At 46.9% G+C, this 25,029-nt stretch carries 16 protein-coding genes; 8 read left to right on the top strand and 8 right to left on the bottom strand.

The annotated features are described in order from the left end of the window. Positions 1-9: 9 nt before the first annotated feature. Positions 10-954 (top strand): hypothetical protein, encoded by a 945-nt coding sequence (locus tag ACR2PX_RS02280; RefSeq protein WP_433997740.1) that lies wholly within the window; start codon positions 10-12, stop codon positions 952-954. 37 nt (positions 955-991) lie between these two features. Here the strand turns inward: ACR2PX_RS02280 and ACR2PX_RS02275 are convergent, their stop codons facing one another. From ACR2PX_RS02275 to glnA, 6 genes are all read right to left on the bottom strand, one after another. Next, positions 992-1,714, bottom strand: coding sequence for a fimbrial biogenesis chaperone (locus ACR2PX_RS02275; protein WP_433997739.1), 723 nt, complete (start codon positions 1,712-1,714; stop codon positions 992-994). 66 nt (positions 1,715-1,780) lie between these two features. Further along, positions 1,781-2,302: a hypothetical protein gene (locus ACR2PX_RS02270; RefSeq protein WP_433997738.1), complete on the bottom strand. Its 522-nt coding sequence runs from the start codon at positions 2,300-2,302 to the stop codon at positions 1,781-1,783. 167 nt (positions 2,303-2,469) lie between these two features. Further along, positions 2,470-3,897 (bottom strand): nitrogen regulation protein NR(I), encoded by a 1,428-nt coding sequence (gene ntrC / locus ACR2PX_RS02265; protein ID WP_433997737.1) that lies wholly within the window; start codon positions 3,895-3,897, stop codon positions 2,470-2,472. A gap of 119 nt (positions 3,898-4,016) precedes the next feature. Further along, the gene (gene glnL, locus ACR2PX_RS02260; protein ID WP_433997736.1) at positions 4,017-5,132 is read right to left on the bottom strand and encodes a nitrogen regulation protein NR(II); all 1,116 of its coding nucleotides are present in this window, start codon (positions 5,130-5,132) and stop codon (positions 4,017-4,019) included. A gap of 193 nt (positions 5,133-5,325) precedes the next feature. Beyond that, the gene (locus tag ACR2PX_RS02255; protein ID WP_433997735.1) at positions 5,326-5,865 is read right to left on the bottom strand and encodes a DUF4124 domain-containing protein; all 540 of its coding nucleotides are present in this window, start codon (positions 5,863-5,865) and stop codon (positions 5,326-5,328) included. Positions 5,866-6,116: 251 nt separating this feature from the next. Continuing rightward, positions 6,117-7,520 (bottom strand): glutamate--ammonia ligase, encoded by a 1,404-nt coding sequence (glnA, locus tag ACR2PX_RS02250; RefSeq protein WP_433997734.1) that lies wholly within the window; start codon positions 7,518-7,520, stop codon positions 6,117-6,119. 536 nt (positions 7,521-8,056) lie between these two features. On the opposite strand from glnA, the gene ACR2PX_RS02245 reads away from it, so the two are divergent. The 4 genes from ACR2PX_RS02245 to thiI all read left to right on the top strand — a co-directional run bounded on the left by ACR2PX_RS02245 (position 8,057) and on the right by thiI (position 11,506). After that, positions 8,057-8,338: a PAAR domain-containing protein gene (locus ACR2PX_RS02245; RefSeq protein ID WP_433997733.1), complete on the top strand. Its 282-nt coding sequence runs from the start codon at positions 8,057-8,059 to the stop codon at positions 8,336-8,338. After that, positions 8,335-9,270 carry a hypothetical protein gene (locus ACR2PX_RS02240; RefSeq protein ID WP_433997732.1) on the top strand — a complete coding sequence of 312 codons (936 nt, stop codon included), beginning with the start codon at positions 8,335-8,337 and terminating at the stop codon, positions 9,268-9,270. Before ACR2PX_RS02245 ends, ACR2PX_RS02240 begins: the two co-directional genes overlap by 4 nt. Continuing rightward, entirely contained in the window at positions 9,267-9,758 is a 492-nt protein-coding gene (locus ACR2PX_RS02235; protein WP_433997731.1) for a hypothetical protein, read from the top strand. The genes ACR2PX_RS02240 and ACR2PX_RS02235 overlap by 4 nt, the downstream gene beginning before the upstream one ends. Positions 9,759-10,042: 284 nt before the next feature. After that, positions 10,043-11,506: a tRNA uracil 4-sulfurtransferase ThiI gene (gene thiI, locus ACR2PX_RS02230; RefSeq protein ID WP_433997730.1), complete on the top strand. Its 1,464-nt coding sequence runs from the start codon at positions 10,043-10,045 to the stop codon at positions 11,504-11,506. A 45-nt stretch (positions 11,507-11,551) separates the two neighbouring features. Here the strand turns inward: thiI and ACR2PX_RS02225 are convergent, their stop codons facing one another. Both ACR2PX_RS02225 and ACR2PX_RS02220 read right to left on the bottom strand, forming a co-directional pair. After that, complete coding sequence (locus ACR2PX_RS02225; RefSeq protein WP_433997729.1) at positions 11,552-14,962, bottom strand: methyltransferase domain-containing protein; 3,411 nt, start codon at positions 14,960-14,962, stop codon at positions 11,552-11,554. Between the two features lie 24 nt (positions 14,963-14,986). Next, positions 14,987-20,293, bottom strand: coding sequence for a hypothetical protein (locus tag ACR2PX_RS02220; RefSeq protein ID WP_433997728.1), 5,307 nt, complete (start codon positions 20,291-20,293; stop codon positions 14,987-14,989). A gap of 133 nt (positions 20,294-20,426) precedes the next feature. Here ACR2PX_RS02220 and ACR2PX_RS02215 point away from each other — a divergent pair, with 133 nt between their 5' ends. The 3 genes from ACR2PX_RS02215 (at position 20,427) to ACR2PX_RS02205 (ending at position 25,026) form a co-directional block, all read left to right on the top strand. Further along, positions 20,427-20,936, top strand: coding sequence for a dihydrofolate reductase (locus ACR2PX_RS02215; protein WP_433997727.1), 510 nt, complete (start codon positions 20,427-20,429; stop codon positions 20,934-20,936). Positions 20,937-21,230: 294 nt separating this feature from the next. Beyond that, positions 21,231-23,597: a hypothetical protein gene (locus ACR2PX_RS02210; RefSeq protein WP_433997726.1), complete on the top strand. Its 2,367-nt coding sequence runs from the start codon at positions 21,231-21,233 to the stop codon at positions 23,595-23,597. 163 nt (positions 23,598-23,760) lie between these two features. After that, on the top strand, positions 23,761-25,026 hold the full coding sequence (locus ACR2PX_RS02205) for a hypothetical protein (protein ID WP_433997725.1): 1,266 nt from the start codon (positions 23,761-23,763) through the stop codon (positions 25,024-25,026). Positions 25,027-25,029: the final 3 nt, after the last annotated feature.

Below are 25,029 nucleotides of genomic sequence, written 5' to 3'. Positions count from 1 at the left end.
TCGCGAAATATGTACAAATTTTTTGTTGTCATAATCATTCACTGCTTTTTGTTGTTTGTCCCTAAGTCTTTGGCCAGCTTTACTTTTTCAAGTAGCTCTTATCAGGCATCTTTTCCATCCAAATGGAGTGGAGGCACAGCAACTGTTGAGTTAGATATTTCTTTGCAAGCGTGCTGGTTTTTTTTGGGGCGTAGTTGTGAAAATTCTCTAATCAATGATTCAGACTTTTACAGCATAGGTAACCTGAATACATCTCAGATAGTTTTCTCAAACGGTTCCCAAGAGCTGAACATTATTCAATCACTGGTGTTTTCTCATGATGGGCGGAGTTTTGATTTGTTGTTACCTTCATCAGACTCGGGGATGATTTTCGATTCCGGTTCATTAAGCTTTGTAACAGGTAAATTGGAGCTTACCATTCAGGGCGAACTTGCAGATGCTGCTCTTCCCGGAGTTTATACAGCTTCTGTCGATATTTTTGGAATGAGCCGTATTTTCCAGTGGTTGGACAGTGCAAATGTCAATGTCGATATAGAAATTCCAGACAGAGTCAGAGTTAGTGGCTTGAAAGATATATATCTGCCGTCTGGAAACGGCTCTGTAAGCAGCGGCTGGGTTTCTTTTTGTGTGTTTTCTCAAGGAGGATCCGATTTCAAGTTGAGGGCTTATGGTTCCAATGAGATCAATCGCTTCGTGCTACAAAGCTCTGGAGGAAGTGAGTTCGATTATAACTTAATGATTCGAGAGCAGGGTCGCAATAATACACGTAAAACGATTACACCCAATGACAGCAACTTCATTCCACTTTATGTGTGGAAAGGCGCTGACAGTCAGAACTGTTCAGACTATACCAATAATAATATGGAGCTCGAAGTGAAAACCGCAGGTGGTGCTAACAGCCTTCCTGCAGGTGTCTATCAGGATACCATCACTATTGTGGTGGAGCCGGATTGATACCTAATCCAGCTTCTATGTAAAATTCTTAAGACTATTAAAGAGGAAACTTTCTTGTTTCTTCATTCAGACCGTCAAACAGGCCAAACTGAATAAACCCCTTTCCTTTAAGGGCTCCTTTCGGCAGCTTCATAGACCAGCTTTCTCCAGCGTATATTCGGCTTCCTGTAGCCAGGCTCGTGCAACTTTCTGATTGGCCTGATGTGCAGTATTGACCATTCCTTAAAACGACATTGATGTTACCTGAATTAGTAAACGTAATAGTTTCTTTAGCTGCTTGAGCGGCAACATTATATTCTGGTTTGTTCGGACGTATGAATACCAGGGCCTGATAGGCAACCAGGATTTTTATAGCGTTCTGCTTTGCCTGCAAATCACCTGTGACGGGCTTAAAAGTAACTCGATAAACACTTTCTTTGTCTTTAGGGGTTTCCAGACTCACTAAGCGGATGGTTTTTCGACTGTTAGGAGGGAGAATGGCTCGTTGAGGGGTTGCCAGTAGTTTTAGCAATGCCGGATCAGTAATACGGATTCGTTCTTCTTTCTCCGTACCTGGATTGACTACTTTGTAAACTTCAGTTTGCAGATAAAGATTCTCTCTATCCGGATTGGTGACCACTATGTCCTGTCTGGGGGTTTTTCCCGGATTAAAGTACACAATCATTCGATCCAGAGACATGTTGGCCAGGGTGCTCTGACTAAAAAGGCCTAGCAAAATAACTAATACAGCTGGTAAATGGCGAAGATAGGTAGAGCTCATAATAAAAACAATCTTTATTTTATAATAAGCTCCATTTTATGTGTACTGATGTACTTGGTAAACCCATTATTCAGCGCTGATGGTGAGTTCCAGTGCTCCTTGACGTGTCTGAGATGTAACAGGGTTCTGGAGCTTTACTGCGATGCTGGGTCCGCTCATGGAGCATGCTGTGTTGGGTGAAAGGACAGGCAATGACTGACTTGGAATACCGTTGTTTAATTGTTGACGAGAAGAAGCGTCAGTCCAAATCTCCACTTCATAGGGGATAGTTTCTTGGGGTGTCTCCAGAAGGAAGCCTTCCTTCTTGCTAAGGTTTGTTGCAGTAATACTGTAGAGAGATATACCTGTTCCCTGAATGCAAAGAGGTTCTTTCTTGTTAAATTCAGCCTGGGTGATCTCTTTTCCGGAGATCAGTTGACGAGAGCTGGCTACTTGAGCGCTGAGTTTAGGGTGGATGGTTAATGTAATCTTGAAGCTGCCAGAAGAGGTGTAGCCTAGGCTGCCTTGCTGGGCGCAATGACCAAGAATGGACACACAATAAATTAATGGGAATAGCAGACTGTTGCGCAGAGAGGTATTGACTTCCATGTGACACCTACATCTTAAATGGTGTTGATACATGGAGTATAGGGAGCGGAAGCTAGCTGTAGCCTTAAGGGGGTTACAGGCTCTGAAGGCTAAAGATAATCGGTTAAATTGTGCGGGCTAAAGGGAGTTCAGTGTCAGAAAGCCGACTCCCTTTTTTACTGGTAAGATTACTCAGTCAACGCTTTGTCAGACATACTGAGTTCTTTCATCTTGCGGGTCAGGGTGTTTCTTCCCCAGCCCAATAGCTCTGACGCATCTCTTTTTCGGCCACCCGTGTGTTGTAGCGCAGATTCAATCATGATCTTTTCAAATACGGGAACCGCTGTGTCGAGAATACCGCTATGACCCGCTGCAAGCTCCCTGTCTGCCCATAGACGAAGTTGTTGTTCCCAATTGCCTGCTTGAGGAGTAACTGGGCCGCTATCGGGTTGACTCAGCAGCTCAGGGGGTAAGTCTGAGATCAGCACCTCACGACCCGAGGCCATGACTGTTAGCCAGCGACAAGTGTTCTCCAGTTGCCTGACATTGCCGGGCCAATCCAGACTGGCAATAAATTTCGCTGTTTCATGAGTCAGAACTTTGGGTTCCACCGCTAGTTCTGTTGCTGCTTTGTCCAGGAAATGTCTAGCTAAGACCGGAATGTCTTCTGATCGCTCTTTCAACTTGGGCAAGTGAACCCGGATAACATTCAGGCGGTGGAAAAGGTCTTCCCGGAACGTGCCTTCCTCAACCAGCTTCTCAAGATTCTGGTGAGTCGCCGCAATAATACGAACATCGACTTTTACCGGGGTATGGCCACCGACTCGGTAGAATTCGCCATCTGCAAGTACCCTTAGTAATCGGGTTTGTGTTTCTGCAGGCATGTCACCTATTTCGTCGAGAAACAGTGTGCCATTCTGGGACTGTTCAAAGCGTCCTTTGCGCATGGCTCCGGCACCGGTGAAAGCTCCCTTCTCATGACCAAAGAGTTCCGATTCGATCAGGTCTCTGGGGATGGCTGCCATATTCAAGGCAATAAAAGGGTTACTGGCTCTTGGGCTGTGTTTATGCAGTGCGCGAGCAACCAATTCTTTACCGGTGCCAGATTCACCATTAATGAGCACCGTAATATTGGACTGTGACAGTCTGCCTATGGCACGAAAGACTTCCTGCATGGCAGGGGCTTCGCCAATAATTTCGGTGCCATTATCAACGGCTTCAATAACCTGTTCTGTTTTTTTCTGGCAACTGTGTTCAATGGCTCGTTTGGCCAGTGAAACGGCATCGTCTATGTCAAAAGGTTTTGGGAGATACTCAAAAGCTCCTCCCTGATAAGAAGATACTGCGCTTTCAAGATCGGAGTGTGCAGTCATAATAATGACGGGCAGATCCGGATAGGTCTCGTGGACTTCCTTGAGGAACTCCAACCCATTGGTGCCAGGCATTCTGACATCGCTGATAATAGCTTCGGGTTGAGAATACTGCAGTTCTCGCAGAGCCTTGTCGGCAGAATCAAAGGCATCTATTTCGATCTGTTCTCCCGCTAACGCCTTTTCCAGCACCCAGCGGATAGAACGATCATCATCAATAATCCAGACTTTAGAATCCATACTCATTACTCACTCCTGTTGTTTGCCGTGAAAAACATTGGTTATGTTGCTTTTCATGTTTGAGGGAGAAGCAAAATGTTTTTCTTCACTCATGGCTGTTTTTTGGCTCATGGCTGTTTTTTGGCTCATGGCTGTTTATCCGCTGAAGACTGCTGGCTATAAAACGGTTGTTTTTCCTGGTGAGCGGAAGGCTCTTTAACCGTAAGCGGTAGATAGACGTGAAAACAGGTTTGCCCTGGTTTGCTGTCGCACTCAATTAATCCCTGATGCTGGCTGATAATGTACTGAGCCATGGGGAGTCCGAGACCAGTACCTTCTGCACGCCCACTGATCATTGGGTAAAAAATATTTTCCTTGAGGTGTTCAGGAATTCCGGGGCCATTGTCAATAATGGCCAGGTGACAAACGAGTCGCCGACGTTGATTACCAATCGTAAACTGTCTCGATATACGACTTTGGATTTTTATTTGGCCGTCGCTTAAAGGCATAGACTGATCTATGGCCTGCATGGCATTTCGCACCAGGTTCAGGATGGCCTGAATCAATCGCTCCCGGTCTGCAGGAAGGTTGGGAATACTGGGGTCATAATCTTTTATGATGGTGAGCTGGCCGCCGGTCTCTGCATGTATTAACTGGATAACCCTTTCCAGAACTTCATGAATATTCAGGCTGTTCATGCTGGGAGGTTTAATCGGGCCAAGCATCTGGTCGACCAGGTCCCTGAGTCGATCTGCTTCCTCAATGATGATCTGGGTGAATTCACTGAGTTCTTCATCGTCCAGCTGTTTGTCCAGGAGCTGCGCAGCTCCCCTTATTCCCCCCAGAGGGTTCTTGATTTCATGGGCCAGGCCCCGGGCAAGAATACGAGAGGTTTCCTGCTTGGCAATGAGAGACTCTTCACGAGTGATGCGCTGTAGCCGGTCTCTTGGGTGTATTTCCACCAACAGGTAGGCATGTTGGTCTTCCAGAGGGGTGATGGTGTAATCAACCACTACCGGAGTCTCGTGAATCACAATTTCAGACTCTCTTCGAGTGAATTGCTGGTTCTGCTCCAGTGCTCGTTGCAGATCCTTAACCATAGAGCCATGCTCAAGAATCTGAGGCAGAGGCAGCTGAAACCCGCTTTTTTCACTGACATCCAGAAATGCCTCAGCAGCATGGTTCATATAGGAGACACGAAGCTCTTTATCCAGAGCAATAATGGCCGTGTTTAAATTTTCCAGTACAAAAGCATTGATCACCGGCTGACACCTGGATGAGTGGTTGTTGTTTTTCCGTTGTCTGATAAAACCTAAGGCAAGAATTGAACCAACTGTTGTCAACCTCTTTCAGTATGTGACCTTTTTTGTATCATGGCGCATTGTTAAAAGGTTTAGAGGCTTCGAATTATAAGTCAGTTTATTTTAACGCACCAGTTTGGTGCGTTAAAGATGCTCAGGGAGAAGGGGCGGGAGCCGGTGTAGGAGGTCTGAAAACTGCCCTCTGTACGTGCACAGTACTGTTGGTGGTTTTCAGGGTTTTGCCATTTCGATCAAGAATGGCCACCGATAGCAGGTGAGTGCCACGATTAATATTTTTCAGCTTAAATTGAGGGTTTCTCTGAGGCTTACCCTGCTGAACTCCGTTTACTGACAGGGATAGGTTGTGACCTATCGCCAGGCTGGGTTTCAGACTGACTTTCACGGTGAAGTTGCCGTTATCCCTTACCGTGGAGTCATTGGCGGGTTCTGTAATGGTAAAGGTTGGATAAAGGTTTTCTTTCTGATCATCTATCCGTTTGATGGTAGACCGGTTGGAAGTTTGGGTAGAAGGTATGCTGGTTATAGGAGTGAGCTCAACGGGCTCGGCCTTTTTATTGGCGCCAGGGCTGTCTGTGAATGTGACATTGCCATTTTTGTCGACCGTTTTATAAATCTCTGAGGTCTGACCAAGCAGAGGCAGAGTAAGCAATAGGGTAAATATTATTCTTTTCATAATGATCTACGGCTGATTCCGGAGTCACCCTAGAGTACTGTACTGCCAATGTCTTTGCATCAGTATGGCGATAAAAGGGAGTTAAATAGAGCTCTCTGGAGAGTTTACTGTCCGAGCAAAAAGAAATAGTGAAGTTCTGAGGGATTTAAAAATAGAAGGGCTTAAATGACAACCGGAGTGCTATGGGGGTAGGCACTCCGGCTTTAAGGCTATAGAGCTTTAATGACAGGATTAGTTCCTGTCATCTTCGCTTATACGCTGTAGTACAGATCGAACTCAACTGGGTGAGTGGTCTGACTAACCTGTACGCACTCTTCTTTTTTCAGTCCGATGTAAGCATCGATCATGTCATCAGTGAATACACCGCCAGCAGTCAGGAATTCACGGTCGGCATCCAGAGCGGTCAGAGCTTCTTCAAAGCTTTCGGCAACCGTCGGGATTTCAGCCGCTTCTTCTGCAGGCAGGTCGTACAGATCCTTGTCAGCAGCGTCGCCAGGGTGGATCTTGTTTTTGATACCGTCCAGGCCAGCCATCAGCAGAGCTGCAAACGCCAGGTATGGGTTAGCAGTTGGGTCAGGGAAGCGTACTTCTACACGACGGGCTTTAGGGCTGTTTACGTATGGGATACGGATGGAAGCAGAACGGTTACGGGCAGAGTAAGCCAGCATAACAGGCGCTTCGAAACCCGGGATCAAACGCTTGTAAGAGTTGGTAGAAGCGTTGGCGAAAGCGTTGATAGCTTTAGCGTGCTTGATAACACCACCAATGTAGTACAGAGCATTTTCACTCAGACCGGCATAGCCGTCGCCAGCAAACAGGTTTTCACCGTCTTTGCTCAGGGACATGTGAACGTGCATGCCGCTGCCGTTGTCGCCTACCAGAGGCTTGGGCATGAAGGTTGCTGTTTTTCCGTAAGCGTGAGCAACATTATGGACGGCGTACTTCAGGATTTGAACTTCGTCCGCCTTGGCAACCATGGTGTTGAATTTAACACCGATTTCACATTGGCCAGCGGTACCTACTTCGTGGTGATGTACTTCAACGCCCAGACCCTGTGCTTCCATAGCGGTACACATGGCAGCACGAATGTCGTGCAGGGAGTCTACTGGAGGAACTGGGAAGTAGCCGCCTTTAACTCTTGGACGATGGCCGGTGTTGCCGCCTTCGAATGACTTGTTGGAAGACCAGGCTGCTTCTTCAGAGTTGATTTCGTAAGAAGCGCCAGAGATGTCGACATTCCATTTAACATCGTCAAATACGAAGAACTCTGGCTCTGGGCCAAAGAAAGCCGTATCAGCAATACCAGTAGACTTCAGATACTCTTCAGCACGTTTGGCAACAGAACGTGGGTCACGCTCGTAGCCTTGCATGGTGGTAGGCTCAATGATATCGCAGCGAATGTTCAGGGTGGTTTCGTCTGTGAAAGGATCGATAACAGAGCTGCTGTCGTCCGGCATCAGGATCATGTCGGATTCGTTGATGCCTTTCCAGCCTGCAATGGAGGAACCGTCGAACATTTTACCCAGTTCGAAGAACTCAGCATCCACTTCGCTGATTGGCAGGGAAACGTGCTGCTCTTTACCACGAGTATCAGTAAAGCGAAGGTCAACCCATTTTACATCGTGATCCTTGATCAAGTTCAGGGTCTTGGACATTTATTATTCCTCCAAAGGACTTATAGCTCTTGTTGAGCACCGCAGGTCGATTGTGAGGCCAGAGCTTTCCCACTCTTTGCCTTGTTCATCGGATTTGACGGTTTACCAACATTTAGTAATGTGCCGCATTGGCGACTGTGTCGATATGGTATAAGCAATCGCTATGCCAGTATCGAAAACCGGTTGATTTTGCTCAGTTCTGCAGCCTGACCCTGCCTGAGTATAAGCCGAATGTGGGCAGCTGCACCGAAAAGAATCTCATCAAACCGAAAGAATGCTCAAAAATGGTGCAAAAAATAAATCAGGCGTATCGTTTTGGTGCAATTGCCTGTTATTTACTCATGGAACCATTCTCAGGCGGAGCCCAGTGTAGCGTGAAACTGCAGAGACTACTAACTCCGGGAAAACAGAAGCTGTGTAACTGATGTTATTGTTGTCCTTTTTCTGGCACTATTTTCCTACACTCTGACACCTGTCTCAGGGTGGAATAAACCGCCTTTTATAACAAGAAAACCCATCATTAAGGAAGTTAAGTTATGGGAAAACCCGCTGCCCGCATAGGCGATATGCATATCTGCCCGAAGTCTGAACCCGGCCCCGTCCCTCACGTGGGCGGACCTATTGTACAGGGTTCTGGCGATGTCTTGATTGGCAACATGCCCGCCGCTCGTATCGGTGATATGGCCACCTGTATCGGACCTCCGGATAAAGCGTCTTCAGGTTCAGGTACGGTGCTCATCAATGGTCAGCCAGCGGCGCGCATGGGGGTTTCTGCAGTCATGGCGGTACCATTGTTTCGGGCTGCCCTACTGTCTTGATCGGTGATGGCAGTGAATCCGGGAGCGGCCCCATAGTCACGGTCTCCCAGGGCGGCAATAAAAGTCACTTACCGCCTGAACCGAAAGCCATGGAAGCCTGTGAAAAACGGATGGAACAGGCCGAAAAGAAACTGGCCGAATGCCGAAGGCTCAACCAGTCCATTGACCAGTCACCTTACTCTAATTCTGATAAAGTCCGGATTGCAGAAGAAGGCGCTACCGAACGCTTTGTCGTGCGTGTGGTAGAAACCCGGTTCGTCAAAGACGAGTGGGCACTCGGCCCCATGCGTACCGCTGACACCACCAGTTACTGGACCGCACCTTTCACTCAAGTAGAGCACAACGACCACGATGCTGAACTGCATATGAATGGCATTGGTGTGCCTTATGACCCTGAAGCGTCTTATTCACTGATGATCATTGATACCCACAAAGCGGACGAACTCTGTGATGTGCAGACCATGATTCCTACTACCGAACGGATCTGTGACATGGCCTTGAATACGTTAGCGACCGTTTTTGAGGGCAAGGAGTTTCTGGTGGAACCTGCCATGTCACAGGATTACAGTGTGTTTTATGAGAACTTTATGAATACGGCGAATGAGCAAAAAGTAGATGTAAGTCGTGAAAACAAGTTCGTGGATTTTGCGGAAGAAATGGGTCTTGACGAAGATCAAGCCAGATTTCTGTGGGTACGACACAAAATAGCCAATTCAACCGGTGCTAACGAACAGTTTCTGGGAAATGGTCTGGCCAACAATCAACTGGCTGGCAATCCTGAAACGCCTTTTGGCTCCGTGCGTCGTGACTACCAATACGGTCCTAACGAGACAGTGACTCTGGAAAAGAACCCAAGAACTCAGAAAGCATTGAAAGAGTCAGGCGTGTTAAAAATCTATCCACTTAAACACGCAGTAGGTAAAGATGCATGAAACAGTTTCCAGCAATAGATCCATTAACCGTTGACTACGATACTACACTAGTAGCCACTCTCACAGATGATCGTGATCCAGATACCACTTGGTTGGTACTGGTGAATGATACTCATGTCATCATTGCAGACAAAGCTTGGTATCAACGTCGTAATAAATGGCTCCACTACCAGATCGAATTCCCCAAACGGGGATTGCAATGGTACATAGACACCCTCAGGGACAAGTTTTTTAGAACCGAGGCCCAAGGTGGGCTGCCCAAGGGAACCTTTAATCATGTTGGTGAAGTGGATGGTGAACGGTTAGCAGTGATCAGGGCTTTTAATGCCGATGGCAAAGGGGGAGGAGGCTATATGTTTGTTACGCCAGATCGAAAAGATAATGAATTGTCCAAGACCTACACCTTCACCGACAAACTGCTGTTTGAACACGGACTGATCAGAATTTTTGAGGACGTGGCCGGCAAGATAGCCCGGGGGGAGCTTTAAGCACATCAGGTAGAAGTCCACAACTTATCCAGCCAGGGCGCTTGCGCCCATTCTAAAGCGCGCCCATGATCACACTATCAAGCTGCGGTTTCTATCAAGCTGCGGTTTCTATCCAGGCGCGATTTAGCCGGGGTTACCGGAGTCAGGGAGTATTCTGTATAATTCACAGGATTCGTTTCTTATTTTCGTAACTGGCATCTGGACCGGGTTCTCTCAATGATTGGTGGTGACACTTTTTCAGTCGCAATAGGCATCTCTGATGGTGGGCACCGGGAATAAAATCTATGAAGTTCATCATCAAGCTGTTTCCTGAAATCACGATTAAAACGCCTCCGGTGAGAAAGCGCTTTATCAAACAGCTGCGCAAGAATATTCGTTCCGTGCTCAAACGGGTCGATGAAAACGTTGAGGTGGCTGGCACTTGGGACTTTATCGAGCTGGCTACCAGCCAGGACGATCCTGTGCTGGTGGCTCAGGTCTGTGATTTGCTGAGCCACATCCCTGGTATCGCCTATTGGCAACAGGTGGTTGAGTATCCACTGACCGATATGGATAACATTGTGGATAATGCTGTAGACGTTAACCGAGAAGTGCTGGCTGGAAAAACTTTCCGAGTGACCTGCCAGCGTTCAGGCAAACATGACTTCCAGTCTGTCGATGTTGAGCGATACGTCGGTGGAGGTCTGAATATCCGGACTGAAGCGGCTGGCGTTAAACTCAAAAATCCGGACGTTGTCGTCAAGGTAGAGATAAAGGGAGACCGTTACTTCCTGGTGACCAAGCGTGGAAGTGGTTTGGGAGGTTATCCTCTGGGTTCTATGGAACCGGTACTGTCTTTGATTTCCGGTGGTTTTGACTCAACAGTTTCCAGTTTCCTGACCATGAAGCGGGGCATCAGAACCCACTTCTGTTTCTTCAATCTGGGCGGCCATGCTCATGAGCTGGCAGTGAAAGAGGTTGCCTATTATCTCTGGAACCGTTTTGGCTCTTCGCATAACGTCAGTTTCGTTACGGTGCCTTTCGAAGAGGTGGTTGAGGAAATCCTGACTAAGGTGGATAACTCTCAAATGGGCGTTATTCTCAAGCGTATGATGCTGAGGGCTGCTACTCAGGTCGCAAAAGAAATGTATATTGAAGGCGTAGTGACTGGAGAAGCGGTAGCGCAGGTGTCCAGTCAGACTCTGACCAACCTGGCTGTCATTGACTCAGCCACCGATCATCTTGTTTTGCGTCCCCTGATTGCTATGGATAAACAGGATATTATTGATATCTCGATCAAGATTGGCACAGAAGAGTTTGTCAAAAATATTCCTGAATACTGTGCAGTGATCTCCAAGAACCCGACCACCAGAGCTAAACCTCAGAAAATTGAGTCGGAAGAAGCTCGCTTCGATTTTTCTATTCTGGAATCGGCCATTGAGAACCGGCGGAAAGTTTCTGTCACGGACATCGTTGCCGATGACCTGACTCGCGAAGAAGTTGAGGTCGTTGAAACAGCAGAACCAAACGACATTGTTGTTGATATTCGGCATCCTGATGAAGAAGAGATCAAGCCCTTCAGTCTGGCAGATCGTGAAGTACTGACGATTCCCTTTTACCAGCTCAAAACAAAATTTGCGGAACTGGATAAAGAGAAGCACTACTTGTTGTATTGTGAAAAGGGTGTGATGAGCCAGTTGCACGCTATGCACCTTCGTGACGAAGGACATAAGAATGTGGGTGTTTATAATCCAGTTAAAGTAAAATAAGACTCGGGTTTGTGTTGGATTATGGCCTATAAACCATAATCCGACTCAATCTGGCTTATAGGCTACAATATTGATTCCACCTAACTCTCTTTCTGGTATGAATTCTAGGCTTTTCATAGCCTGCCACGATGCAGGTATTTGGGGGGTAATGGGCTTGTCCGGGTCTATGAGCTTGAAAGCCTGCTTAGTTTGACTGTTATGAGTGTACTTGAAGTTATCGAATCCAGCATCGGTCAGGCATTCAACAAAAGTGTAACGAATATCCAGATCCTTAATGGTTTTTGTGATAGCTCCGGCTCCTGATGTAAGGATAACCATTCCGCCGGGTTTCAGTAGTCTATGACATTTTTTTAAAGTGGCTTTTATCTTGTCTGGGTCAGAAAATACTGTCCCTGTGACTTGTTCAAAATAAATCACCGAAAAGTGCTCTTTGTCGGGCAGCATATGGAGCATAGGAGTGACATCTCCATGAAGGTCCGGCAACATTCCAGCATTAATATCTGTAGTGAATGTTGTTTTTTCCGGATGGAGGTGTTTGTGCTGTTCGTAACCCGATCCGCAACCAATGACCATGATTTTTCCTTCACACTGATCAAAGCGCTTTCGAACATCTTCAGAAAGAGGCTCTACAGCCAGCATATTGATAGCCAGTGGGTTACCGGCAATGATTCCAACTATTTCCTGTAGTTTGGCAACTGTGCACTGAGCAGGCTGCGGAGGAAGATGAAGCTTGTTCATTCGTTCATAGTTCATGGATGCCCCTGTTGCTGGCAGAACCTGTTGGACTATAAAGCCTTCCATGCCTTTCTGCAGTCTGGCAATCTGAACTTCGACGTCAGGTGTTAACTGTTCATTAAACGTCAGGTTGCCTCTATCATCCATACCGACAAGCAGATGTCTGGGTGTTTCAAACAGAATGCCTGCCTGAAGACCGAGCTGCTGACCGTTAAATGAAGGCCATTCAGTGGTGGCCACTGGCATTTTGGTAATGGTCGATGGAGCTAAAGGAGCCCCTGGCGAAGCTTCAGGAACTCTATGCAGAGGTACAGTAGATGCTTTTTCTACAGCGACAGGTTCCTGTTGAACAACAGGAGATGTTGGTGGTGTGACAGGCTTGAAGTCCAGACTGATTCCCTGCTGAAGAACCTCTTTTACCAATGGTAAAAATGTTTTTAATTCTTTATGTTCTCCAGCTTCTACCGTTAATTGGACTAGTACATTCTCCACGACATGTTGAACGATCGCAGGTCGCTGACTCTCATCAAAGTCATATAAATGCCCGGCTAATGCCTGGTGCCATTGTGACTGGTTTTCAGCAGATGCTCTCTGAGTCAGTAAATGACCTTTAATTTGTCGGAAAAGATCGCCTACCAGTTCTTGATGATCTGAGCTCTGAATGGAAATCAGCGCTGTGGCTGTGGGCTTAACTTGAAGAACCTGGGCTTCAGGCGGAATAGATAACTCTGTTGCAGGTGAACTTACAGGCTGGAAATGGCCCGTCAGTGTCATCAAAAGAGCCGCATCTACAGTGTCCAGATGATTGGCAAAAGTCGGGTATCTTTCAGCCTGTTCATTCATTTGTAGCTGAATTTGAGCCTGAGCCAGCCCAAAGATTTCATACCTTGTAGTTTCGTCAAACTGCTGCAGGTAGTTATTCAGCGAGTCGAACCAGCCTTTTTGTTCTTCAGGCCCTGCTCGGTTATCGCTGATATCCCTGTTGATTTGTGTCCAGAGATTCGTAATAACGGTTTCATCATTTCTGACAGATTTTGTTGATGCACCTGCTGCAGAAGCTAAATAAGTGGGTGGAGGAGTGGGCTTGCGTCTGGGCAAGTCATCAGGCCTGTCCAAATGAAAGGGAAGTTTCTGGGCTGCCTGCTTTGGGCGGGCTCTCGGGGGTAACTCCAGAGCTGCTTTAATCTCACCCCAGCTATTCAGTGCAGCCTGTTTATCGGGCGTAACTTCGTATCTTAGTGTCGTTTCAACCAGTTTGAGTACACGGTCTGCTACTTCAGGATGTTCGTTATCAGGATATCCCTTCAGGTAGTCATTCAGAGACTCAAACCAATTTCTCTGCTGATTTCTGCCGGTATGACCCCTTGAGCAATCGAAAGCTATTTTACGAGACAGCGTTTCAGCAAAGTCTTGATGCGGTTGTTTTCTGGTCAAGCTGGGTTCGGGCGTTTTGGGAGCAAATGTTTCTGCAGTTTTTAATACCTGTTTCGTTGCCCTTTGAGTCATTGGAGACTGATTGGGCAAGGTTGCAAGCAAATCACCTGTCAGATCGGATAAAACCGTAGCGGTTTCTTCTTCTGTCAGACTGCTGAGCTTTTCTTTCAAAAGCTGTTCAGATTGTTTGGCAACTTCAGAAAGGTCTAAGATCTCATCAGATTTTGCAGTCGATTTTTCAATGAGTACGTGGACGTCATCACTCAGAGAAGCCGGTTGAGAGTCCGCTTCATCACTCCCAGTCTTGATGAGATGCTTAGCTGCATTAATAGTCCGGATCAATGGATCCATGGCCTGGTTTTCAGGGGCCAGATTTCTGTTTCGACGAGAGAGTTCAGAGAGTTGATGGTCCAGAGCAGATTGCAGAATCAGCTTTTCTCTGTCCTCAATCTCGCAGCCTTTCAGTACTTTCTCAAGTTGTGTTGCTGCTTTCTGGCCATGGGCCCGAATCTGCTGACCTCTGATGCCATGGTCGAATGAGTCACAGGTTGCTCTGACAATCTCCAGAGCACACTCCATTCGATCATTTAAGCCTGTTTCAGCGGGAACAGCAGGAATGGTCGTTGGTTCAATAGCTAAGTCATGAAGACCATTCAGAAGGCGGTTTACAAGTTTCTCTCTTACTTTGGAGCCACCTTCTACGGGGGCTCCCAAATGGTTCAGTTCTCTAACAAGTGCGGCAACTTCTGACCTGAAAACTTTGGGGTTTTTCACTCTCATCAACTTTTCGTTGAAACTGATCAGCATTTTATTCTTGAAGTAGTTCAGAGTCTCTTCAGTGTGTGCATCCTGATCATCGGCTGGCGTCAGCTGATCGAGTTGTTGCAGGAACTCTATAACGGACTTATGCAAATCCTGGAATTGTCCCCACTCGCTTTCAACCAGCTTCTTACCTTCTTCGGAGATGGCCTGACTGGACATGTTAGGTGTAAGCAGGACAGACACAGACATGCCTGAGAAGTCACGGGCGGCTGTACAACATGATTCCAGTGTTTCTTTCAGATTTCGTGATGCATCATCGAACGTTTTTACAGACCTGTAATCCATATAGCCCAACATCCACGAACTTAATGAGGACTGTGCTTCCGGCGTAAACTCATCTTCGGAGACAACCTGTTTATCGACGTGAACACCTAACCGGGTATGCCCCTGATTTTTTTGAGCCAGTGACTCTGCCCGGTGATAGATGTTTTTTAACTGGTTGAACTGGCTGAAGTCCGGATTCATTACTCTGCTTCCATGCGTTCTGAATTAATTGTTGAGAGGCTGAAGGAATGGGCTACCTCGGCTTATGGCAAACACTGCAGTCCTGTCTGACTTGTCTCTGAGGTCATCAGCTTCAGTCTCCATGACAATGGTTGAAGCACCGGTTGCCAAAAGCTTGGTATAGGCTTTGTCATCAAGAATATGCTGGCGACCACTGGTCAGGCCTGTGCCACTCATAAAGTGAGGACTGGCTGCTGCATCACCGGCAGCCGTGATCATCAAGGGTCGCTTGCCACCTTTATAAACAACGTTATCCTCTGTTCGATCCTGGGCGACAGAGAAGCTTGCGGCGAATTTTCTGTTGATAGCCCCTTTTTTGGCATTGAGCTTTTCATCAACGCCATAGGAGTTGGCAACCGATTGGAACCAAGCGGTTCTGATCAGGAATTGCAGTTTTCTAACATCCTCATCAGTAGCACCCTCTGCCTTTAGCATTCTTTGAGCATCGGCAAGGTAATCCTTGATCTGAGAAGGTATTTCCATCCCGATATAGAATTGGTTTTTGTTCTCAAAGCAGCGGGTTTGTAATGGGGTTCCAGCAATTCGTCCAGTCAACGTTGCGAACGTCCTGTTGCCTGGGCCAATAAGTTTACGAGCAGCTGTTTGCCCTTTTTGAGACATTTCCTGAAGGAGTCTGTTCGAATCAGCATCATTCAGTTGTCGTGCAAACTCATCTGTGAATTTCCGGTCACAAACTACCATCTGACGAAAATCATCAAAGTGTCCAAACTGATCTGTTTGGACATCGGCACCTTCCCAGGTACAAACACCATAATACTCTTCATTGGTGACTACTTTGGATGGCAGGTATCGGTTTCGGGTTGAGCTGGCTTTACCTCCCGCACAGATCACAACTTCAACGTCATCTGTAAAACGTTTTTGTCCATCGGATGTTTTGGCATGCACTGTAAAGCCGTCATGTTGATCGTTAGGATCTTCAACATGGGTGAGCTCACACTGTTCGATGGGGTCGAGGGCATCCCTGCTGGGAGCCATTTGAGTCAACGTCTGTAGTTCTCCCAAAAGCGCTTCTTCCAAAACACGGGTGGTCAGGCCTCCGAAGGAATCTTTACCAATGAAGCCTCTGGCATTATGTGTGTCAGGGTGTTCCGGAATACGGAAGAGCTCATAGAATTTGTCACCCAGGTAGAATTTCAACATTCCGATCCAGATAGGATCCAGTCTTAGAACCTGGGCGCGCTGGAAGTCGAACTTTCGTTTTTCCAGTATTTTGACATTGCCGCCTACTTCGAACTGACTGATTGCTGACATCAGACCAATAGGGCCACCTCCTTCGATGACCACTTTTGGATGCCTTACTGCCGATTTATGTTCATTAACAATCCACTCTCTCTGTGCCTGGAAAATCTCTGGGCTGCGAAGCTGGTCAATTTCCAGCATCTTGAGATACGTCTGGTGTTCCTGGGGCTTTGTCCAGTATTCCGGGCGGGACAGAACCGATGAATGCCAGCGTCGTCCAACGCTTAGTTGAATATCCAGCAGGGCTTTTCTGGCTACAACAATAGTGTTTAGTTCTGCCCCGGTGAGTCTTTCATTTCTGGCGATTTTATTGGCTATATCAGCAACATTCATTGCAGCGAGGCTGCCTACTGACTGATGGAATTCTGCGGCGTTTGCAATTTCTGTCTGAACATCAAACCGGATGTTGTTTTTCATGGTGTTGAGGGTGGCGTCTACTCTACCCCGGCCTCTGTTTACCTGAGGCAGTCCCAGCTTGGCAACAAGGCCCGGAGCATTATCAATCCATTCCAGTAGTTCAACTTGTTCCTGTTTTACTTGATCCTGAGGATCGCCAACGACGAATTCATTCCGGATAATGCCATTCTGCAGCGCTCTGTGAAGGATGGCTCTTAGCATGTTAAAACGACCTGGCGTCGTGTCTGGATCGGTGAGAGTCAGAACAGCCCGAACGTCGGCTGCTGAGTTTCCTGCAATGTATTCCTGAACGACTTGCTGCATGACATTGTATTCAAAGGTGTCGAAGCCTCCTCCTTGCCGAGTCGTTCTGAAATGAGATTCCAGTTGTCGTTTGAGACGGTTGGCACGAATCAGGTCGTAGTTGTCGACTGTCGAGAGAAAGACCACCTGATAGTAAGCTTTAAGGAAAGGCCTGGCTTCGATTAATGAAACACCGGGCAGCTTTCCTGGAAGTTGTTGGATGGCTTCTTCGATGATTAAAGTTGGGTCTTTAACCGGTGCCGCAGGGGCTTTCTCTTTGGGTTTGGGTGTTACTTGAGGAGTTGCCTCTGGCTGACGACCTACAGGGGCTGAAGCCGCAGGTTTTATCGTTGAAGGAACGACAGCAACCAGAGGTTCGTCTTTGAATTGCCCACTGATCCCATTAAAGAAAGCCTGAATGACGACAGGTGTATGCTGATCCATGTTGGTCAGTGTCAGAGCGTTGCTGACTTCCTGAATCAATGTAAAGCCTGCGGCTTCTCTCTGGGAGACAGGTAGCGTACGAGTTTGAGCGTTTAATCTGCGTGCCCATTCATTTTGATATTGGTTCCCGGTTTCGCCGGCACTGAGTTGAGGGCGAATATAATCCAGAAGGTCTCCCGCCACTTTAGGGAAGTCTAATTGAGGTGCAGGAACCGGTGCAGGCGTCGCTGCTACTGGCTCAGTAGGTAATGTCTGAGCGAGAGGTTGGAAGTGGGGACTTCCAGCCTGATCAAGCAAATTATTGATCACCGGTATGTATTGATCATGGTTAACAACATCCAGGGGCAGCTCAAATTCAATTTTTTGTCTGAGCTGGATAAGAGTCTGATCTGCCTGAGCAGGATGGGTTTGAAGATAAGTTGAAAGCTCCTGATGCCATTCTTTTTGAGCTTCAGGAGTGAGCACTGAAGCAAGTGCTCTCGAGAGTTTTCTGTAGAAACCGGATACAAACTGCTCACTGGCTTTTTTATCCGCTTCGGAGGCTGCCTGGGCAGTGGCAACAGTCGCTTTAGGTGTGAGGGCTTGCTCAAATTTGGCTTTCAGAGCCTGGTCACAAACTTGCTGAAAGTCTTTCTGAAGGCTTGCAGCGTTATCTCTGTGTCCATATTGATCTTCCAGCTGTAAACCAACGACGGCTCTCGTTAGTTCAAGTGCTCCTACTCTCTCGGTTTCAGGCAGGGTCATCAAGTATTGGTGCAACATGCCATGCCATTGCTGTCCGCCATCCTGGTACTGAGTGTCCACAGCGTTCAGATCTTCAGTCATTTTCTGATAAAGGCGTATGGCAAAGTCTGTAGAATCTTCCAGGGGTTTTTGAGGAACGACGGGAGGGGTGTACTGAACGGATGCTGCTTGCAAGCCTGCCTGGGATGAAAGTTGAAGATGGGTGTTAGTTCCCTGTTTGAGTACATCCAGGACCAACTTCTTTTTGTCTTCAGTAACTCTGGCTCGACTTACTGCCATTTCTCTTTCGATATGACTGATGATCGTGCCGAGGGCTGCCTGCTGTTGATCTGCGGGGATATCTTTCAGGTATTGATGTACCGACTGGTACCAGGCCGTTTGTTCTGGTTGGCCTGTTTTGTTCGCAGAAAGATCACCACTGACCCTGGCATAAAGTTCTCTGCTGAATGCTGCATGCTCAAGTCTTGGCAATACCGTCAGTGATTTTGTAACGGCTTCCAGGCTGGGCAACTCTTCGGTGATAGGGATAGGGCGAATCGATTCTGCCTGAAAATCGGGTTGATCCAGTCGTCCCAACAAACTCAGAACTGCGCCTGTATAGACCTGATACTGAGGCTGCCCCTCTATTTTCTGGCGAATATCTCCCAGAACCTGATCCTTTGCCCTCTTTCGGGTGCCAGGAGAAGTGCCTTTAAGTGCGTCGTGGAAATTGGCATGCCAGTGTTGCTGTGCTGCAGCTCCCAGGTTGCCGGTATCCAAATCGTGACGTATCTGGTTCCACAGAGGTTTGGCCACCCAGTCATAATTTTCAGGCTCAAGGGGTCTTAAAGGAGTAACTACTATTGGCTTCTGGCCTTCATTGGCTTGGGTCTTAGATCGTTTGGCGGGTATCGCTGGAGGTGGAGAGGCTTCTTGCTGTTCTACTTTCCTTCTTTCTTCTTCCAGAGGTTGAGCTTGCCGTAACTCTGCTTCCTTTTCTTGTCTGACCATCTGTGTCCAGCGGTTTTTAAGCCCAGCCAGCTCTTGAACCAGCGGATCAAAATCACGGGTCACCCCGAATTTCTGAATGCGCTTGAACTCTTCACCAAACTCAGTGTGAAGGGACTGAACCAATTGAAGTTTTACTGCAGCAGGAGCGACACATTCCTGAAGAGCCGTGGTAACGTTATTCTTGGCTTCTTCAGCCATGGACGCCAATAATGGCCCACGTAAAGCTACTTTTTTATCACTGTAGTTATGAACCAGAATGGAAAGAGATTGTCTGGCAAATGTCAAACTCTGCTCTGCGGTCTTATTAACCGTCTTTCTCGGCAGTGGAATAGGATCCGTTGCAGTATCACCCAGACTGTTTAATAAACGGTTAGAGACGGTGACAGCCACCGGGTTTCTTCGAACACCTTTGGAGGTGGTCTGGCTGGCTAACTTACCCAGCTCACAATCTTTAGAAAGTTCTTTTAATGCTCTCCTGAAGGCGGGTCTGTCTTTAGCGACTCCGGCGTGACCCTGTACAGAACGTTGGATTTTAAGTCGAATACGCTCTTGGTAGTGCATGTTGTCCAGATAGTCACGATAAGCTGACCATGTTTTATGTTCTGGAGAGGATTTGTTGGCGATAGCGGCTATCTTTTGGTCGACTCTTTGAAGCTCCGCTTCGTATGTTTGTTTATTTTCCAGACCCCGGGTCATAGCTCCTTCAGGGAGAGTCATACTGCCAAGTTCATCAAACTGTTTCAGTCCCTGCATAAATTGAGAGACATCTCGTTTAACTTGTTGGAGCCTGCCCCAGTCGCTGTCCTTAAGCTTGTTCACTTCACTCAAAATAGCCATAGCGGACATTCTTCGGCCGGTGATAACCGTGATTGGTACTCCGGATTGTTCGCTGGCTACTTGGGCGCATTGTTGCAGTAGGGGCATGACCTGGGCAGCGGCGTCATCAAAGGTTTTTACGTTACGAGCATCCCAGTATCCTCCGGTCATCCAGCTTGAGTAGCTTTGGGGCTCAGCTTCGAAGGAGCCTTCATCTATAGGCTTCTTGTTGGCATCCAGCCCAATAGCTTCATGCCCTTTTTTTGACGATATTTTGTTTTCAGCAATATAAGCAAGCTGTTGCAGCTGACCGAATGGGTCTTGGCCTGAAGGTAACATCGACAGATCCCTCTGATTTTATTTCGCAGTTATAGAGAAACCCTAGTAGACGAATTTCAGAGTTCTTGAGACGGCGAGACAAATGGCCGACAATGGCTTCTGATCTGGATTACTTTGGTGCATTAGCCCCTTTATGAAAATTGCCATGATTGCCGCTGTTGCGGAAAACCATGCCATTGGCATCAATAACAAAATGCCCTGGTACCTGCCTGGAGATCTTCGTTATTTCAAGGCTGTAACCATGGGTAAGCCCATCATTATGGGACGTAAGACGTTTGATTCCCTGCGCAAGCCATTGCCTGGACGTACCAATATTGTTATTACCCGTGACAAAAACTGGCATCATGAAGGGGTGAAAGTGGTGCACAGCCTTGAAGATGCCATTTCTTTGGCGGAAGACGTAGCCATGATCAATGGCAATGAAGAAGTTATGGTGATTGGCGGTGAGCAGATTTATCGCCAGGCTCTGGAAAAAGCCGATCGATTGTATCTGACCAAAGTCTTCAAATCCTTTGAAGGAGATGCTTTTTTCCCAGAGATCAATGACAGTGACTGGGACATTACCGCCCAGGAAGATCAGGCTTCAGAAGACGAACAAAGCCTGGTATTCAGTTATCAGGTGTTGGATCGAAAGCCAGCCTAGGAGCCTGTCTATTCTCAGTCAGGTTCCTGGGGATTAGGCATCAGAATTTTTTAAGCCAGTTTTTTAAGCTGGCTTATCCCTTTTATTAAAGCTCTTATCTTTCTTTCAATTCGAAACCCATACGGCGGCTATATTTTAAATATTGCTGCATTCGTATTTTTTTATTCGAATAAAATATTTAAATTAAAATTCTAATTATCTGATCGAATAAAAATGAACGCCTTGGTCTAACCATTAGGAGCCTGACCGATTTTTCATACCGGCCAGGCTGCTATATCTCAGGGATTGAGAAACATGCCACCAGAGATTCGGAACCGAAGAGGTTCTTCTCTCTCTGCTGTAGGGCGAAAAGAGGCCGCTACAGCGTCAGAAGATTCCAGGCTGGGTCAGGTTGATTATGGTCGGTGGCAGGGGCGTATTGTCTCTGTATTTACTGGTATTGGCAGTTTTTTTAAACGATTTTTTGGTAGTGCTCCCTCTGCAGCGAAAGCGCTCAGTGTCTACGATGCTTTTCGGCATGCAGCTCATGAAGAACTCTCATCCCCCATTCAACGCAGTCTCCGTGATTACCACATAGCTTGTGCCATGGCCTACCACCGTGTTTGTATCCTGAGCGAGGAGAAAAAAGGTCAGGAAATGAAACTGGTGCTGTCAGGAGGCAGTGAAAAAATCAGTGATCAGGTGCTCACAGAGGTCAGAAAAACCGTTTCCTGCTCTACGGTAGAGTTGACCTATAAATACCTAGCAGAGGATCGAACGCTTCCTGTTGGATTTTTGAGAAGAGCTCTGATTCCTGATTTGATTCAGAGCACAATGAGAGAGTTCAGTGTAAATGCTGAGGAAGCGGAAGCCATCATTCTCAAATTGACTCAAGATACAGGCCTGCTTAAAGATTCGGATATTACTTTTGAACGCATTCTTGAAATCAAGAATGCTGTGCGCTGGCGATTTGTCCCGGAGAATATTGCACCGGTTCCAACAGGAAAAGATCCCGTCGGCGGGTTTGATCCATCTAATCCTGCCGCATCCCCCCCGGGTCTCGATAAACCAGGAGCTACACGTTACCACCTGGATGAAGTTGATAAAGCCCATATCCAGAACGTTGTAGATAAGGGGGGCGGTATCAAGCTCAAGAATACGGATACCCGTAACCGGATCAAACGCTATTTTCTCAGGAATAAAAGGAACTTTACCCTTAACACCTTTGCCATGGTGGTCAGCGCAGTACTGACTGGGCTGGTAACAGGAGGGATTGGGGCGGCTGTCAGTTTGTTCAGTTATATTGCCTGGTGTGGTATCTGGAGTGGAGGGACTGAACTTATTCGTATGACCAAAGCGGTCAGAGCCTTGCAGAAGGCGGAAGCATCCGCTGATTACAAGCTGGACGTGAATGACCTGGGCGTTTTGTCAGAGATGGATGATCAGAAGTTTCGAGTGTTTCTGAAAAGCCTGAGATATATCTGCAGTCACGAAACACTGACCCGAATCTTTAATGCTTATTCTGAGCTGGAAAAAGATGCTCAATTGAGGCTGGAGATGGAAAAGGAGAAAGATGAAAGCCATCTCGAAACGGTGATACGCCTTGAAGAAGGCAAAGCTCGTTATTTGTTTCGCAGGCGCAATCTGCAAGATGCTTTCAAACTCTACAAACGTTTCTATACAGCGGCAGTCAGTGATGTTGAAAGAATGGATAAAGAATGGGAGCCGGTTCTGGATCAGTTGTGGACCTGTAAATTCAAAAATATGGATCCTGAAAAAAGAGAAAGGTTGTTTAGTGATGCTGCAAATGATCCAAGGGTAATAGGTCGATCTTATCATTTTAAAACTAAGCAGACGGGATGGCTGAAAAAAATCTTTCCTAAAATGACCGATGATTTTCGTAGTGATGGATCTATCACATCAAAGGAAGCGGTAGAAGAACTTGAGCGGGTTCTGGCAGAAGAAATGCCCGATATAGAGCTGACTGAAGAAGAAAGAAAACGCTTTAACACTCATGCTAATAGAGTGGCAAATGCTCTGATTCTTGCCAAAAATGGCGTCAGAAGTTACATGAAAGGCTGGCTGAAAGGGGCCTTTAAATCAACCATGGTGCATGGCTTTAAAGTCGGCTGGCATGCTGTTGAAGGCGTTCCCAAACTTGAGATTTCGCCCTATCTGCCCAGACCTTCGGTAGATGGTTTGATCATCTTTGGTTTTTTCTTTCTGGCGGATCTCTTTGTTAATCGTTACAACGAGAAAATCAACAGAGAGCGATTTGAGCATACAGTGGGCAGGAACACTGATAAGAGTTTGACCTGGGATTGGTATGGGCAGAGAGAAAGAACCGGCCGTGAAGAAATGAATACGATGCGAAGACTGGCCAAAGATGAATTGGAAGACTTTGTTGATCGTATTTTAAAACTGCATGACTCCCATAAAGATATTATGGAAGAAGTGAGACTTCAAAAACAAATTGGACAGGTTGATCCGACCTCTCCGGTATTTGATCATATGCAAGACAAGGAGGCGGCTGTTTTAATTCTAAGGCGGCAATATCACCATCAAATTATTTCTGAAATGATGATGGGGGCTATTGGTAAATACTATGAAAGTGTTTTGACCAAAACCGGATACTGGGATCAGAAAATGGGTCATATTATTCCTCCGCAGAACGCTCTTTAAGCACTGTAAAACTTCGATAGACCTCTCTTTTATTGAAAACAAGCTCTGTTTTTGCTTCTGCCCATCTATTCAAGGTGGTCTATGCTTTTTTACTGCTCAGTTACCCAATCTCATTCCATGAATGGGGCCGTAGTCCAACTTCATTGAATACGTACTGTTTAGAATGAAAATAATAACCATACTTTTGAATCGCTTTTGCCATTCGACGCTGTTGTCATGTCTGCTGGTGTTTCTGCAAAGCCTTTGTATACCGGCTGTTCATGCTGAAAACTATGCCCTTCAGCGCTATGAACCTGATTGTAAAAGCCTGATTTTACTGGATGCGGGAAGTTCTGGCTCTCGGGTTATGTCGTATCAATTCCAGCATATGCCGGGCACCAATCAATACGAGCTAATCAAGCAAACGCCTCTGCTTGAAAGTCAATCTCCACTCACTCATGGCAAGCGTCTTCCCGGTCATCTTTTTGGGGAAATGAGTACTTTGTACCAATTGAGGCTTGGTGACTGCAATCCCAAAACAGCAGTGTTTGTTGGAGGAACGGCGGGTCTCAGGGCCCGGGCTGATATTCTGGGTGATTCTGGGTCGCCTCAGCTCTCTGCTGACCTGGTTCTAAAGCGAGTAGCCGTCGAACTATACCGACAGGGGCTACCAGCCAGCTATCAGGAAGATGTTCGTCTGCTGACGGGCCTGGAGGAAGCGGCTTTTACCTGGATGGGAGTTAATGCGCTTCGAGGGCAGCTTAAATCACAAGAACTCCAATATGGCATTGTCGAACTCGGAGGGGGCTCGGTACAAATGGCTTACCGGGTGCGAATAGATGACCAGTGGTCTCTGTATAAAAGAGAATCCAGCGAAACCCCATCCTCTACCGTCAATATCAAACGCTTCTGGCGTTATCCACAACCTGATATTGAAGTGTATGGCGAGTCACATTCTGGGTTAGGTATCAATCAAGCCTATGATGATTTACTCAGATTAGAGGGCGTCGAGTCACTATCGAAAGTTTGCTCAAAATATAAGTCATGCTCAGAAGTGATCAATAAACTATTTGAAAGGCCCGGTCACCTGAGAAAAGACAAAAGACAGCTTCGTATCACTAACGGTATGCCCAAAGTATTTTACTTAAATGGTTATTTTTATGATCGTACCGTGGCTCTGGGTCTCCCCAATCAACAGACGCCAAGAATGTTGAGGGCGGCTGCTCGTTACATCTGCGATCTGGGCCCGGATACCATTGTCAAAAAACTTCAGCATCATTACCGTTCTGGCACCATGCTCTTTAATGAGTTCATGGAACAGCATCAGTTAACCGCTACTAAAAACCTGCGACAATCAGTGATTCTCTGGGTTTATCTACACCGTCAACACGGCTGCATACCGGAGTATGTCTTACGCCACTCTTGTGTAGGGTTTAAGGTCGAGCTGTAACGT

Origin of the sequence: Endozoicomonas sp. (genome assembly GCF_051008435.1) — a bacterium.
In the GTDB taxonomy this organism is placed as follows: Bacteria; Pseudomonadota; Gammaproteobacteria; order Pseudomonadales; family Endozoicomonadaceae; genus Endozoicomonas_A.
This window is presented reverse-complemented; position numbering and strand designations above follow the sequence as displayed.

Coding starts and splice junctions, on each gene's coding strand:
- ACR2PX_RS02270 (WP_433997738.1), bottom strand. CDS start 2,302: ATGGAAGTCAATACCTCTCTGCGCAACAGTCTGCTATTCCCATTAATT.
- glnA (WP_433997734.1), bottom strand. CDS start 7,520: ATGTCCAAGACCCTGAACTTGATCAAGGATCACGATGTAAAATGGGTT.
- ACR2PX_RS02280 (WP_433997740.1), top strand. CDS start 10: ATGTACAAATTTTTTGTTGTCATAATCATTCACTGCTTTTTGTTGTTT.
- ntrC (WP_433997737.1), bottom strand. CDS start 3,897: ATGAGTATGGATTCTAAAGTCTGGATTATTGATGATGATCGTTCTATC.
- ACR2PX_RS02215 (WP_433997727.1), top strand. CDS start 20,427: ATGAAAATTGCCATGATTGCCGCTGTTGCGGAAAACCATGCCATTGGC.
- ACR2PX_RS02220 (WP_433997728.1), bottom strand. CDS start 20,293: ATGTTACCTTCAGGCCAAGACCCATTCGGTCAGCTGCAACAGCTTGCT.
- ACR2PX_RS02255 (WP_433997735.1), bottom strand. CDS start 5,865: ATGAAAAGAATAATATTTACCCTATTGCTTACTCTGCCTCTGCTTGGT.
- ACR2PX_RS02225 (WP_433997729.1), bottom strand. CDS start 14,962: ATGAATCCGGACTTCAGCCAGTTCAACCAGTTAAAAAACATCTATCAC.
- thiI (WP_433997730.1), top strand. CDS start 10,043: ATGAAGTTCATCATCAAGCTGTTTCCTGAAATCACGATTAAAACGCCT.
- ACR2PX_RS02235 (WP_433997731.1), top strand. CDS start 9,267: ATGAAACAGTTTCCAGCAATAGATCCATTAACCGTTGACTACGATACT.
- ACR2PX_RS02205 (WP_433997725.1), top strand. CDS start 23,761: ATGAAAATAATAACCATACTTTTGAATCGCTTTTGCCATTCGACGCTG.
- ACR2PX_RS02275 (WP_433997739.1), bottom strand. CDS start 1,714: ATGAGCTCTACCTATCTTCGCCATTTACCAGCTGTATTAGTTATTTTG.
- ACR2PX_RS02245 (WP_433997733.1), top strand. CDS start 8,057: ATGGGAAAACCCGCTGCCCGCATAGGCGATATGCATATCTGCCCGAAG.
- ACR2PX_RS02210 (WP_433997726.1), top strand. CDS start 21,231: ATGCCACCAGAGATTCGGAACCGAAGAGGTTCTTCTCTCTCTGCTGTA.